General features: G+C 74.5%; 10 protein-coding genes, 1 pseudogene and 1 CRISPR repeat array (1 of these 12 running past the window's edge). Of the genes and pseudogenes, 9 read left to right on the top strand and 2 right to left on the bottom strand.

What is annotated here, in order from left to right:
- The first annotated feature begins 13 nt into the window (after nt 1–13).
- From ACFFHC_RS00800 to ACFFHC_RS00840, 9 genes are all read left to right on the top strand, one after another.
- Entirely contained in the window at nt 14–2,203 is a 2,190-nt protein-coding gene (locus ACFFHC_RS00800; RefSeq protein WP_379802532.1) for an acyltransferase family protein, read from the top strand.
- Between the two features lie 238 nt (nt 2,204–2,441).
- On the top strand, nt 2,442–3,005 hold the full coding sequence (locus tag ACFFHC_RS00805) for a DUF4242 domain-containing protein (protein WP_101849124.1): 564 nt from the start codon (nt 2,442–2,444) through the stop codon (nt 3,003–3,005).
- Nucleotides 3,002–4,123, top strand: coding sequence for an acyl-CoA/acyl-ACP dehydrogenase (locus tag ACFFHC_RS00810; protein WP_101849125.1), 1,122 nt, complete (start codon nt 3,002–3,004; stop codon nt 4,121–4,123). Before ACFFHC_RS00805 ends, ACFFHC_RS00810 begins: the two co-directional genes overlap by 4 nt.
- Nucleotides 4,120–4,839 carry an ABC transporter ATP-binding protein gene (locus ACFFHC_RS00815; protein WP_101849126.1) on the top strand — a complete coding sequence of 240 codons (720 nt, stop codon included), beginning with the start codon at nt 4,120–4,122 and terminating at the stop codon, nt 4,837–4,839. Before ACFFHC_RS00810 ends, ACFFHC_RS00815 begins: the two co-directional genes overlap by 4 nt.
- Complete coding sequence (locus ACFFHC_RS00820; protein ID WP_379802533.1) at nt 4,836–6,023, top strand: ABC transporter substrate-binding protein; 1,188 nt, start codon at nt 4,836–4,838, stop codon at nt 6,021–6,023. Before ACFFHC_RS00815 ends, ACFFHC_RS00820 begins: the two co-directional genes overlap by 4 nt.
- Nucleotides 6,020–6,892 carry an ABC transporter permease gene (locus ACFFHC_RS00825; protein WP_379802534.1) on the top strand — a complete coding sequence of 291 codons (873 nt, stop codon included), beginning with the start codon at nt 6,020–6,022 and terminating at the stop codon, nt 6,890–6,892. Before ACFFHC_RS00820 ends, ACFFHC_RS00825 begins: the two co-directional genes overlap by 4 nt.
- Nucleotides 6,889–7,623, top strand: a complete 735-nt coding sequence (locus tag ACFFHC_RS00830) for an NADPH-dependent F420 reductase (RefSeq protein ID WP_379802535.1) — start codon at nt 6,889–6,891, stop codon at nt 7,621–7,623. Before ACFFHC_RS00825 ends, ACFFHC_RS00830 begins: the two co-directional genes overlap by 4 nt.
- Before the next feature lie 98 nt (nt 7,624–7,721).
- Nucleotides 7,722–9,332, top strand: a complete 1,611-nt coding sequence (locus tag ACFFHC_RS00835) for an SDR family NAD(P)-dependent oxidoreductase (RefSeq protein WP_083323600.1) — start codon at nt 7,722–7,724, stop codon at nt 9,330–9,332.
- Nucleotides 9,333–9,649: 317 nt separating this feature from the next.
- Nucleotides 9,650–10,000, top strand: coding sequence for a hypothetical protein (locus tag ACFFHC_RS00840; RefSeq protein ID WP_070705383.1), 351 nt, complete (start codon nt 9,650–9,652; stop codon nt 9,998–10,000).
- Nucleotides 10,001–10,114: 114 nt separating this feature from the next.
- Here the strand turns inward: ACFFHC_RS00840 and ACFFHC_RS00845 are convergent, their stop codons facing one another.
- The gene (locus tag ACFFHC_RS00845) at nt 10,115–11,416 is read right to left on the bottom strand and encodes a M20/M25/M40 family metallo-hydrolase (RefSeq protein ID WP_379802536.1); all 1,302 of its coding nucleotides are present in this window, start codon (nt 11,414–11,416) and stop codon (nt 10,115–10,117) included.
- Nucleotides 11,417–11,605: 189 nt separating this feature from the next.
- Nucleotides 11,606–11,773: pseudogene (locus tag ACFFHC_RS00850) on the bottom strand (hemin transporter); the annotation flags it as partial.
- 13 nt (nt 11,774–11,786) lie between these two features.
- Nucleotides 11,787–12,948: direct repeats of the CRISPR family, unit length 28 nt; unit sequence GGCTCATCCCCGCTCGCGCGGGGCTCAC (it continues 207 nt past the right edge of the window).

Genomic DNA, 12,948 nt, shown 5'->3' on the forward strand with positions numbered 1-12,948 from the left:
GCGGGGCCCGCGCGTGCGCCCCCTGCCCGACCGCGTGCGCCGCGTGCCCGCCCCCGGCACCCGGGCGGCGGCCCAGCGCGACACACAGCGACCGGCCACCCCGGCCACGGCCCCCACCGGGTTCCGCCCCGACATCGAGGGCCTGCGCGCCGTGGCGGTGCTCTCGGTGATGGCGTACCACGCCGGCCTGCCCTTCGTGCCCGGCGGCTTCTCGGGCGTGGACGTGTTCTTCGTGCTCTCGGGCTTCCTCATCACCGGCCAGCTCCTCAAGGAGGTGCGCTCCACCGGCACGGTGGACCTGCCGGCCTTCTACGGGCGCCGCTTCAAGCGCCTGCTGCCGGCCGCCACCCTCGTGCTGGCGTTCACCGCCGTGGCCTCCTGGCTGCTGCTGCCGTCCACTCGGTGGCGCGAGATGTGGGGCGACGTCGCGGCATCGGCGCTGTACGTCGTCAACTGGCGCCTGGCCGACCGCTCCACCGACTACCTCGCCGAGGACTCCCAGCCCTCCCCGGTGCAGCACTACTGGTCGCTCGCGGTGGAGGAGCAGTTCTACGTCGTCTGGCCGCTGGTGCTGCTCGGCGTGGCGATGGTGGTGCGCCGCCAGCGCACGCGGCTGGGCCCCACGGCCGTGGGCGGGCTGCTCCTCATCGGCCTGCCGTCCTTCGCGTGGTCGTTGTGGGCCACCGCGCACACGCCGGAGTCGGCCTACTTCGTCACCACCACGCGGCTGTGGGAGCTCGTGGTGGGCGCCGTGGTGGCCTGCGGCGCCGGGTTCTGGCCGCGCCTGCGCCGCCCCGCCGCATCGGGCCTGGTGCTGCTGGGCGTGGTGCTGGTGCTGGCCGGCTTCTTCCTGGTCACGCCCGCCACCCCGTGGCCCGGCAGCGCGGCCCTGCTGCCCACCCTGGGCACCGCGATGGTGGTGGCCGGTGGCGTCTCCGGCGGGGGTGTCCTGCTGGCCGGGCTGCGCTCCGCGCCGATGGTGTGGGTGGGCGGCCTGAGCTACTCGCTGTACCTGTGGCACTGGCCGCTGGTGGTGCTGGTGGACCAGGGCCCGTTCGACGGGGACGCCCCGCTGTGGGCCACCCTGCTGGCCGTGCTGGTGGCCGTGCCGGCCGCGTGGGCGGGCCACCGGCTGGTGGAGAACCCGGTGCGCTTCGCCCCGGCGTTCAAGCGCACCCGCAACGCCCTGCTGCTGGGCGCGGGACTCACCGGGGTGACCGCCGCCGCGGCGCTGGTGGCCATCGGGTCGCAGCGGACCGAGCCGGCCGTGGACCTGACCGTCGGCCACCACGGCGCCGAGCAGCTGCTGCCCGACCCCGGTGCCGGCAGCGTGCCCGCGGACGTGGAGCCCGTGGTGCGGCCCGAGGCGTTCGCGGCCGACCCGGCATCGATCACGCCGGCGCCGACGACCGCCGTCGAGGACGTGCCGCCCACCCACGCGCGCGGCTGCCACGTGACCCAGGAGAGCCCGGACCCGGTGGAGTGCCGCTTCGGCGACCCCGAGGGCGACGTGGTGGTGGCCGTGGCCGGCGACTCCAAGGCCGACCAGTGGCTGCCCGCCCTGGACGACTGGGCGAGGCGGCGCGGGTACCTGGTGGTGTCGTACACGAAGTCGTCCTGCACCTGGGCCGACGCGCCCCTCACCCAGCACAAGGGGTACGCCAGCTGCATGGCCTGGGGCGCCGGGGTGCGCGAGCGCCTCACCGCGCTGGAGCCGGACGTGCTGGTCGTCAGCGGCGGGGCCCACGTGGCGTTTGCCGGCGGAGAGACCCGCGAGTACGGCGTGGAGCCGCTGGTGGCGGGGTACGAGCGCAACTGGCGGCCCCTGGCCGAGCGGGGGACGCGGGTGGTGGCGCTGTTGGACGTGCCCGTGCCACCGACGAAGGTGTACGAGTGCGTGGCCGAGCACCGGCAGGACGTGACGGCCTGCGACTGGCCGGCCGCCGAGGGCAAGGGCTCGCCCCCGTTGCGTGGTGCCGTGGACCGGGTGGAGGACGCCACCGTGGTGGACCTCAACGACTTCCTCTGCCCCGAGGGGACCTGCCGGGCCGTGGTGGGCGGGGTGCTCACCTACCGGCAGGGCGCGCACGTGACGGCGAGCTGGGTGCGGTCGATGCAGAAGGTGCTCGACGCGCGGTTCGACGCCGCGCTCGAGGGCCACGTGCCAGCCCGCGGCGGCGAGGCGGGCGGCGGCGAGGGCTGAGCCGGACCACTCACCGAGGACCCCCGAACTGGACCAGGACCCCTGGGCTGGGTCAGGAACACCCCACCGTGGCGAGGGGGTCCTGACCCAGGCCGGGGGTCTCTGCGTGGGAGATGCCGGCGTGCGCTATCTCACATCACTCTGAGTTTGGAACATCCGCACGCCTGTTTACCGTTGTGCGGCGTCGACGGTGCCGACCGCACCGGCCGCACTCCCCCACCGCCCCCGAGGAGCACCCATGAGCCTGCAGCTGATCGAGATCGTCCCCGCCGACACCGCTCGCGAGGCCGTGTCCGCCCTGCTCGACCGCACGGCATCGACCCTCACCGAGGCAGGCCACGAGCTGGTGGAGGCCCAGGTGACCTCCGACCGCGGCCGTGTCTTCGTCATCGCCGAGGTGCAGGGCGAGGCCGATGCCGCACCCGCCGCCGACCTGGCCACCGCGCTGGGCGACGCCGCCGCCGAGGTCTCCGAGCCCGCCACCGTGCGCCTCGTGGGCGCCGAGCTGGCCGACGTGAAGGCCGCCCGCCCCGCCGCCGGCTACCTGGTGGAGTGGGACATCCCCGCCGAGATCACCATGGACGCCTACCTGGCGCGCAAGAAGGCCAACGCCCCCAAGTACGCCGACGTGCCCGAGACCTCCTTCCTGCGCACCTACGTCCGCGAGGACACGGCCAAGTGCCTGTGCTTCTACGACGCCCCGGACACCGACGCCGTGGTGCGCGCCCGCGAGGCCGTGAGCACCCCCATCGACCGCCTGCACGTGCTGGACCTCGACCTGCTGCGGGGTGTGGGCCGGTGACCACCCTGGCCGCGCGCACGCACACCGGTGTGGACGCCAGCCCCGAGGACGCGCACACCGCACTGCTGGAGGCCGCGGCCGAGCACGCGGCGGCCGTGGACCGCGGCGAGCGCCCCGCCTTCACCACCCTGGCCGAGCACGGCGGCACCGCGCTGACCCTGGGCCGCGGTGACACCGCCACCGCCGGCGACCTCCGCGAGCAGGTGGCCGTGCTGCGCGCCACCGGCGCCCGGTGCCTGTCCACCGCGTTCTCGCTGTGGGGCCACCGGATGGGGGTGGAGTACCTCGACGCGGCCGGGGCGCCCCTGCCCGAGGGCGTGGAGACCGGCGCGGTGCCGCTGAGCTCGGCCATGGCGCCGCTGTTCAAGAGCGCGGCCGGGCTGGGCGAGGTGTCCGTGGTGGGCACGCCCCTGCCCGACGGCGGGCTGCGCTTGGAGGGGCGGATGCCGTGGGCGTCCAACCTGCTGCCCGACGGCGAGGTGCTGCTGCCGGTGCGGCTGGAGGAGGGCGGTGCGGCGGCCGGCGGGTCCGAGGCGACCGCTGGCCCTGCGCTGGCCGTGGTCCGCGTGGCCACCGACGACCCGCGCCTGTCCGTGCGTCTGCTGTCCGGCCTCACGGCGCTGGAGGCCACCGCATCGGGATCGCTGGCCCTGGACGGCGTCCAGGTGGGCCCCGAGCGGGTGCTCACCCGCGACGCCGCCGCCCTCCGCGAGCGCGTGACGACGCCCTTCCTGGCGTTCCAGAGCGCGTTCTGCCTGGGCCTCTGCGAGGCGTCGCTCGCCGCCAGCGCGGAGTTCCTGGCGGGCCCGGAGTCGGCCGTGTTCGCCGACGACCACGCGGCCCTGTCGCGCGAGCTGGAGGAGCTCACCACCCGCCTCGAGGCCGTGGCCGCCGCCCCGGCCGAGGCCTCCCGCCGGGAGCTGGTGCGCCTGCGTCTGGCCGCCGCGCACCTCACCGGCAGCACCACCACCCTGGAGCGCCGCGTGGCCGGTGGGCGCGGCTTCGCCCTGCGCTCGGCCACCAGCCGCCGTGTGCGCGAGGCCGAGTTCCTGCCCGTGCAGTCGCCCACCGAGGGCCACCTGCGTGTGCTGCTGGGCCGGTTGGAGCAGGCGGGATGACCACCGTGCTGCGCCTGCGCGGCGTGGGCTACACCCACCCCGGTGCCGCCTCACCGGCGGTGGCCGGGGTGGACCTCGACCTCGTGGCCGGCCGCACCACCGTGGTGCTGGGGCCCTCCGGCAGCGGCAAGTCCACGCTGCTGCGGGTGGCCGCCGGACTGCTGGAGCCCACCACCGGCACCGTGGAGCGCCACCCGGCGGCCCGCCGTCCGGCCGTGGCCTTCCAGGAGCCGGCCCTGCTGCCGTGGCTCACGGTGGAGCAGAACCTCGTGCTGGGCACCGGGTTCCGCGCCAACCGGGGCGCCGGGCACCTCTCGGCGGGCGAGTTGCTGGCCGAGCTCGGCATCGAGCACCTGGCCGACGCCCGCGTGGACGAGGTCTCCGGCGGGCAGGCGCAGCGCACCGCCATCGGCCGGGCGCTGGCCGTGGACCCCGAGGTGCTGCTGCTCGACGAGCCGCTGGGCGCGCTGGACCCGGCCACGCGCGACCGCCTGCAGGGCTGGCTGGCCGACCTGCTGGCCGCTCGTTCTGTGGCGGCCCTGCTGGTGACGCACGACGTGCCCGAGGCCGTGCGGCTGGGCGACGAGATCGTGCACCTGGACGGCGCCCGGGGCGTCACCGGCCGCTGGACCCGTCCCGCCGACGATGCCGGGCGCGTGGCCCTGGAGCGCGAGCTGGCCGCCCACTACGCGCGGGACGTGGCGTGGGCGGCATGAGAAGCGTCGGCGCCACGCGGCGCGAGCTGCTCACCGCATCGGCCGCGGTGCTGGGCACGGGCGCGGCGGCCTGGGCGGGCGGCACCTGGCAGGCCGGCGACCGCCGCCCGGTGGGTGCCGGCACCCGCGAGAACCCCCTGCGCATCGGCTTCCTGCCCATCACCGATGCCGCCCCGCTGCTGGTGGGCCACGCCGGTGGGCACTTCGCGCGGCAGGACGTGCACGTGGCGCCGCCGGTGCTGCTGCGCAGCTGGGCGTCGGTCACCGAGACGCTCATGGCCGGCGAGGTGGACGTGGTGCACCTGCTCATGCCGATGGCGCTGCACCTGCGCCTGGGGCTCGGGGCCGACACCACCGTCGTGGCGTGGAACCACGTGAACGGCTCGGCGCTCACCGTGGCGCCCCACGTGCGGCGGCTGACCGACCTGGCCGGCGGCACCGTGGCCATTCCGGCCTGGTGGAGCATCCACAACGTGGTGCTGCAGGAGATGCTGCGCGCCGAGGGGATGGTGCCCGTCATCCGCCGCCGACCCCGCGCCAGCCACGGCGAGGTGGCCCTGGTGCCCATGGCCCCGGCGGACATGCTGCCCGCCCTGGGCGGTGGCACGCTGCAGGGCTTCACCGTGGCCGACCCGTTCAACGCCGGCGCCGCGCTCCAGGGCGTGGGCCGCATCCACCGCTTCCTGGGCGACGTGTGGCGCCAGCACGCCTGCTGCGTCACCGTGGTGCGCGGCGGCCTGGCCCGCGAGCACCCCGAGGTGCTGCAGCGCTTCACCCGCGGACTGGTGGAGGCCGGCCGCTGGACCGGCGCCCACCGCGGCGAGGCCGCCGCGATGCTGAGCCGCGAGTTCCTGCCCCAGCCGCCACCGGCCATCGCCGCCGCGCTGCACCACCACCCGCACGGGCCGAGGCCCGGCACCGCGCCGCCGCAGGTGGACCACGCCGACTGGTACGGCGAGCGCCTGGACTTCACCCCGTGGCCGCAGAAGGACTTCACCACCCGGCTGGTGCAGGCCATGCGCCGCACCGTGGTGGACGCCCCCGACGCCTTCCTGCGCGACGCCGACCCCGCATCGGTGCACGCCCGCGTGGTGGACGACCGGTTCGTGCGCCACTCCCTGGAGGCCCTCGACGGCCCCGACTCGCCCCTGTTGACCCCCCGTACCGAGGAGTACTCCGCATGACCCCCTCCGCCCGCGCCCTGGGGCGTGGCCTGCTCGGCGTGCTGCTGCTCGTGCTGGCCTGGTGGGTGTTCACCGCCGTGGCCGGCCGCACCGACCCGATGGCCGCCGCCATGCGCCCCGACCGCGTGCCCGGCGCCCTGGCCGAGCTGTGGGGCCGCGGCGCCCTGCTGCCGGGGCTGGCCACCAGCCTCGGGCGCCTCGCCGCGGGGGTGGCGCTGGCCGTGCTCGTGGGCGTGCCCCTGGGCGCGATGGTGGGCGCCAGCCGGTGGGTGCGCGAGACCACCGCTCCCGGCATCCAGTTCCTGCGCATGGTCTCGCCGCTCTCCTGGGCGCCGGTGGCCGTGGCGGCCTTCGGCATCGGGGCGGCGCCGGTGGTGTTCATCGTGGCCGCGGCGGGCACCTGGCCGGTGGTGCTCAACACGGCGCACGGCATCCGCAGCCTGCCGCCCAGCTGGGGTGCCGTGGCGCGGACCCTGGGCGCCTCGCGCGGTGAGCTGCTGCGCTCCGTGGTGTGGCCGGGGGTGCGGCCGCAGGTGCTCACCGGCATCCGGCTGGCGCTGGGCATCGCGTGGGTGGTGCTGGTGCCGGCGGAGATGCTGGGGGTGCGCAGCGGGCTGGGGTACGAGATCCTCAACGCCCGCGACCGTTTGGCCTACGACGAGATGCTCGTGGTGATCCTGCTCATCGGAGCGGTGGGCACACTGGTGGACCTGGCCGCGCAGCGGCTGCTCTCCGGGGCGTGGGTTCCGGCGCGGCGCCGGGCCCGGGCGGGCCGCACGGTCGCCGGTGGCGGCGCCCACGCAGCACGTGACGGTGCGGGGCAGACGGGCGCGGCCCGGGACGGTGACCTGACGGTGCGGCCGGCATGAGGCACTGCACCGTGGGCGGCGTGCGGGAGTCCGGCGCGGACGCCCGGGAGCACGGCATCGAGAGGAGCACGCGCGTGGACCAGCTGGACGTACTGGGTGCCGGCCGCATGGGCCGGGCCCTGGCCGGGCGCGCGGCCGCCCGCGGGCTGGGGGTGCGCGTGCACCGGCGCCTGCACCTGATGCCGGCGGGCTCGCCCGCGGTGCCGGTGCTACTGGCCCTGCCGCTGGAGCACCTGGAGGAGCTGGACCCCGAGCTGCTGGCCGGGCGGGTGGTGGTGGACGCCATGAACGCCTGGGGCGATGCCGCCGAGCTGATGCCGGCCGCCGTGCACCCGGGTGGTACGAGCGGGGCGGTGGCCGAGCACCTGCGGCACTCGCGGGTGGTCAAGGCGTTCAACCACCTCTCGTACCACGACGTGGAGGTGGCGCCCGGTGGGGCGGGCGGCGCGGCTGGCGCGGACGGCGAGGACGGCGACCTCGAGGCGCGGGGGCCCGGTGGCGCCGACCCCGCATCGGGCCCGGACCACCGCCGCGCACTGCTCGTCGCCGGCGACGACCCGACCGCCCGCACCGTGGTGAGCGGCCTGGTGGTGGCGATGGGTTTCGCACCCGTGGAGGCGCCGCTGGCCCGCGGGCGTCTCGCCGAACCGGGCAACGTGCTCTTCGGGCAGCACCTCACCGCGGCCGGCATGCGAGCGACCCTGGCGCGGCACCCCTCCCGCGCCGCCTGAACCTGGATCTGCACCCGCCCCACCCCCTTGCGCGTTCCCGCCCCCCGCGCCGGCCGCCCGACCGGATCGGGGGGCTCGGACCGGCCAGGGCACCTACGATGCGCCCCGTGCCCGACCAGCCCCCACAGCCCCACCAGCCCGATGACGTGACCCCCGCCGACGCCACGCACGACACCGACGCCGCCGCCGAGGGCCTGGCCCCGGAGGACCCCGCCACCGACCACCCCGGCATCGACCCGGCGGACCTCGAGGCCACCCTGCGCGTGCTCGGCCAGCTGCACGAGCTGCCCAAGGGCCACCCGGACATCGAGACCGTCAAGCGCGCCGCGGGCCGCATGTACAAGGCCGTCCGCAAGGCACGCCGCGCGGAGGCCCGCCGCGCCGAGCGCCAGCCCCTGCTCGAGGCCGACCAGCGCCTCATGGAGCGCACCGCCACCGGCAGCCCGCAGCGCATCGACGACGAGACGGCCGGCATCCTGCTGGAGACCCCCACCGGCCTGGCCGGGCCCGGGCACGTCATCGGCCACCTGAACATCCCGCGCGGCTGCTACATCTGCCACCAGAAGTTCACCGCGGTCGACTCCTTCTACCACTGGCTCTGCCCGGACTGCGCCGGCGACAGCCACGCCCGCCGCGACCAGCACACGGACCTGCGCGGCAAGCGCGCCCTGCTCACCGGTGGCCGCGCCAAGATCGGCATGTACATCGCCCTCATGCTGCTGCGCGACGGCGCGGAGCTCACCATCACCACGCGCTTCCCCCGGGACGCCGCGCGCCGCTTCGCCGCCCAGCCGGACCAGGCCGACTGGATCGACCGTCTGCACATCGTGGGCATCGACCTGCGCGACCCCACCCAGGTGATCGCCCTGGCCGACGAGGTGGCCGCCGGCGGGCCGCTCGACATCCTCATCAACAACGCGTGCCAGACGGTGCGCCGCACGCCGGGTTCGTACTCCCACCTCACCGAGGGCGAGAAGCAGCCGCTGGTCGGCGACGAGCTGCGCCCCTCGATGCTGGCCTTCGACCGCATCAGCGAGGCGCACCCGGCGGCGCTGGTCGGCTCGCTGAGCGAGCACGCGGTGGCGCACGTGGAGGGGGGCGCGCTCACCGCATCGGACATGACGCGCCTGGCCCTGCGTGCCGGGTCGGCCAGCCTGGAGGCCCACCGGGCGGGCACCGCGCTGGATGCGGGGGGCCTGCTGCCGGACGTGGCCACCCAGAACTCGTGGACGCAGAAGGTGCAGGAGGTGGACCCGATGGAGCTGCTGGAGGTGCAGCTGTGCAACTCGGTGGCACCGTTCCTGCTGGTGAGCCGCCTGCGCCCGGCGCTGGCCGCCGCCGTCCAGGCCGGCGCGCGCCGCTCGTACGTGGTCAACGTCTCGGCGATGGAGGGGCAGTTCTCCCGCCGCTACAAGGGCTCGGGCCACCCTCACACCAACATGGCCAAGGCCGCACTCAACATGCTCACCCGCACCTCGGCCAAGGAGATGCTGGAGACCGACGGCATCCTGATGACCGCCGTGGACACCGGGTGGATCACCGACGAGCGACCGCACCACGAGAAGCTGCGCATCGCCGCCGAGGGCTGGCACGCCCCGCTGGACCTGGTGGACGGCGCCGCGCGCGTCTACGACCCGATCGTCCGCGGTGAGGCTGGCGAGGACCTGTACGGCGTGTTCCTCAAGGACTTCGAACCCCACCCCTGGTGAGGGCGCCGGCACGCTGAACAGAGCTCCGGGGCGGTCACGATTCGAACACGATTCCCCTCGGCCCTTGTGGGCAGCCACCCGTGGCCGGACTCTCTTCCCGACGGCGGGGACCACTCGGGTCACCGCAGGAGTCGCAAGGAGCGGCGATGCGTTCTACACGACACCTGGTGCTCTCGGCAGCGACCGCTGTGGGGGTCCTTCTCCTCGCGGCGGCCGCTGTCTGGGGGGTTTGGCCGCACCCGTCCACAGCACTCACCGCGCCCGACAGCGGAGCTCGCACCTGTGGCCCGGCAGGACCCAAACCGGACCAACTCAAGATGTTCGCAACCCAGATGATCACGAACAATGGGGATGTCACGTTGACGGTGGACCGCGTGGAGATGCCCGACCGGTCGGGCCAGACGGTGCGTGACTGGTTCCTCGTCGGGATGGACGAGTACCTGTACGCCGCAGCCGCCTCCCCGGACATCCCTCCTCGCCCGGGGGACAGCTCACCCACACTCGCCCCCGGTGAGTCCAAGCGGGTGGCGGTCGTCCTCGAGGTGACCGGCGACCACACCACGGAGGACCACCTCACCATCGAGTACCACGAGGAGAGCGGGCGCAAGGGTTCACTCACCCCCGCTCGGCGTCTGCTGGCGATGCCCCACGGCCAGGAGTGCCCCTGAGACCGGCCTCCTGACCCCCCCGCAAGGACTTCGAGCCCCGCCCCCGCTCAGGGGTGGGGCTCGAAGCGGAGCGCCTGGTGCCCGGGCCCACACACAAACCCGGGCGGAGGGGGATCAGGCGCCGGTCTTGGCCATCTCGCCGAGGAACGCGAGGCCGAACTGGGCGAACTTCACCGAGTGCTCGGCGGTGCCGCCGGAGTTCTCCAGGGTGTCGTAGGCGGTGTGGATGTAGGGGAACAGCTCGGTCTCGCTCATCATCGAGGCCGGGTAGCCGGCCGAGGTCCACGAGGAGTGGTCCGAGCAGCCGTAGCCGCAGGAGATGGCGCCCAGCGTCATGCCCTTGGGCTCCAGGTAGGTGGCGAAGACCTCCTTGTTGAAGGCGGTCAGCTCGGTGTTGACGTTGTCCTCCATCACGGACATGTCGGTGTCACCACCGTCGTAGTTGGTCATGTCCAGGTTGAGCACGCCCACCACGTTCTTGCCCTCGCTGGCGAAGGACTGGGCCATGGCGTTGGAACCCACCAGACCCACCTCCTCGGCGGCGTAGGCGGCGAACACCACGGTGCGCTTCGGCTTCCAGCCGCTCTCCAGCGCCACCCGCGCCACCTCGGTGACGGTGGCGGTGGCCGAGGCGTTGTCGTCGGCACCCGGGGCGTCCATGTCGTCGCCCTGGCCGGCGTTGGAGACCGAGTCGAAGTGCGCACCGATGACGACGATCTCCTCGGGGTTCTCGGTGCCCTTGACGGTCATGGTCACGTTGGACTGGTTGCCGCAGTCGGAGCCGCACGACTCGTCGTAGGCCACGGTCACGTCCTCACGGTCGCCGGCCACCTTGGTCCACGCGTCGTGCACGTAGGCGGCGGCGGCCTTGCCGTGGCTGGAGGCGTAGTAGCGGTTGGGCCAGGTGGTGGAGAGGTCGGTGATGGTCTTGCGGATGCTCTCCTCCTGCACCGCGTCCAGCCACGGGTTCACCGTGTCCTGGTTGTCCACCGGCGGCAGGTCCAGCGCGGCGCCCACCGTCTGGGCGGTGCGGTCGTTCTCCACGAACGCCTCGGCCTCGGCCCGGGTGGCGAAGGAGCGGAAGCCCGGGCCGCGCTCGCCGGCCTCGCCGTGGTTCATGCGGGCGATCTGGTCGGCGGTGGTGCGGGAGATCACCAGGTCCTGGCCGGAGGCGTCCTTCACCGTGCCCAGGGCGGTGGTGGCACCGAAGTGCTCGGCCCTCTCGGCGGCGGTGGTCACCACGTAGCGGGTGGAGCTGTCCACACCCCCGTTGGGGGCCTGGTAGTCGACGACGGCGGCGGACTCCGGGCCGAGGTCGGGGCTGTCGGCCATGGCGGTGGACGACAGGGCCAGGCCCGCCAGCGAGACGGCGGCCACCGGGGAGGCGATGAGGGCGCTCAGCGTTGTGCGACGCATGGTCTTTCTCCTTGGATGGGGGACCGCCCGCTGGGCGGGGCCGGCGCAGGGAGGGGGCTCCGGCCCCGCCATCGTGCGGTGCGCCACAGTGCCCCTCAAGGCCGCAGACGGACTCCTGCCGAGGTCTTGACCAAACGTTGGGGCCTCCCCCGCACGGCGCGGAGGAGGCCCGGTGGAGCACAGGGAAGGTCAGGCCAGAGCGGCGTTCAGCTGCACCTTCTGCTCGGCGGCGTCGTTGTCAGGGTCCTGGGCCCACAGGTCCGGGCCGAACACCTCGTAGGAGATGTTGCGGGGGTCCACGCCCTTGTCCATGAGGGTGCGGCGCACGGCGCGCATGAACGGCAGCGGGCCGCACATGGCCATCTATGCTGGCCCATCCCCGCTGGCGCGGGGCTCACATGGAGATCACGCGGGCCTTCTACCCCAACATGGGCTCAACCCCGCTCCCGCAGGGCTGATGCCGAGGATGCCGAAGAGCGCCGACAACCTGGCGGCTCATCCCCGCTCGCGCGGGGCTCACTCGTAGGCGCTGGCGCGCTGCCCGGTCTTGGGGGCTCATCCCCGCTCGCGCGGGGCTCACAGGTCCTTGGCGGCCTTCACGCCCTCCAACGGGGGCTCATCCCCGCTCGCGCGGGGCTCACCGGCACCCACGGAGCACCTGGGGACGCTCGGGGGGCTCATCCCCGCTCGCGCGGGGCTCACGGCACCACCGCCCCCACCGGGGAGGACCTGCAGGGCTCATCCCCGCTCGCGCGGGGCTCACACGCCGGACCGAAGGGAATCTGACGTGGATCACGGCTCATCCCCGCTCGCGCGGGGCTCACCGAGGGCCGGGAGCGCCGCCGGGAGAGGTGAGGGGCTCATCCCCGCTCGCGCGGGGCTCACCGCTGCCGCTGCCACCCCCAGTCCACGAGCGAGGGCTCATCCCCGCTCGCGCGGGGCTCACCGCGTCACTCCCGCCGCGGCGGCCACATCCTTCGGCTCATCCCCGCTCGCGCGGGGCTCACGGCGTGTTCCTGACTCCGGATGATCTGGACGCGGGCTCATCCCCGCTCGCGCGGGGCTCACGTGGTGCCGTCGGTGAGCCAGTCGTGGCCGCCGGGCTCATCCCCGCTCGCGCGGGGCTCACAGGGCGACGACACCATGTGCACCGCCACCCTCGGGCTCATCCCCGCTCGCGCGGGGCTCACCGTGCTCCAGCGCGTATCGCTGTGCCTCGCGGAGGCTCATCCCCGCTCGCGCGGGGCTCACGGAACCAGACCTACGCGCCCACGGTTACCACGGGGCTCATCCCCGCTCGCGCGGGGCTCACCCGTCCACCCACACATTATAAGGGGCGTTGGGAGGCTCATCCCCGCTCGCGCGGGGCTCACCCACGACGGCACAGGGAGGGCACAGATCAGCGTGGCTCATCCCCGCTCGCGCGGGGCTCACATGCCCTGTAGGACCGAAATTTCGGCCTCCACCGGCTCATCCCCGCTCGCGCGGGGCTCACTTCACGGAGGGTTACTCCGATGGCGGCGTGTGGGGCT

The organism is Kytococcus schroeteri, from assembly GCF_042433515.1.
Classification (GTDB): Bacteria; Actinomycetota; Actinomycetes; order Actinomycetales; family Dermatophilaceae; genus Kytococcus; species Kytococcus schroeteri.

What these genes read in the sequence shown, in the direction of transcription:
- ACFFHC_RS00835 (WP_083323600.1), top strand. Translation starts at nt 7,722, where the DNA reads ATGCGCCCCGTGCCCGACCAGCCCCCACAGCCCCACCAGCCCGATGAC.
- ACFFHC_RS00825 (WP_379802534.1), top strand. Translation starts at nt 6,020, where the DNA reads ATGACCCCCTCCGCCCGCGCCCTGGGGCGTGGCCTGCTCGGCGTGCTG.
- ACFFHC_RS00815 (WP_101849126.1), top strand. Translation starts at nt 4,120, where the DNA reads ATGACCACCGTGCTGCGCCTGCGCGGCGTGGGCTACACCCACCCCGGT.
- ACFFHC_RS00805 (WP_101849124.1), top strand. Translation starts at nt 2,442, where the DNA reads ATGAGCCTGCAGCTGATCGAGATCGTCCCCGCCGACACCGCTCGCGAG.
- ACFFHC_RS00840 (WP_070705383.1), top strand. Translation starts at nt 9,650, where the DNA reads ATGTTCGCAACCCAGATGATCACGAACAATGGGGATGTCACGTTGACG.
- ACFFHC_RS00830 (WP_379802535.1), top strand. Translation starts at nt 6,889, where the DNA reads ATGAGGCACTGCACCGTGGGCGGCGTGCGGGAGTCCGGCGCGGACGCC.
- ACFFHC_RS00845 (WP_379802536.1), bottom strand. Translation starts at nt 11,416, where the DNA reads ATGCGTCGCACAACGCTGAGCGCCCTCATCGCCTCCCCGGTGGCCGCC.
- ACFFHC_RS00820 (WP_379802533.1), top strand. Translation starts at nt 4,836, where the DNA reads ATGAGAAGCGTCGGCGCCACGCGGCGCGAGCTGCTCACCGCATCGGCC.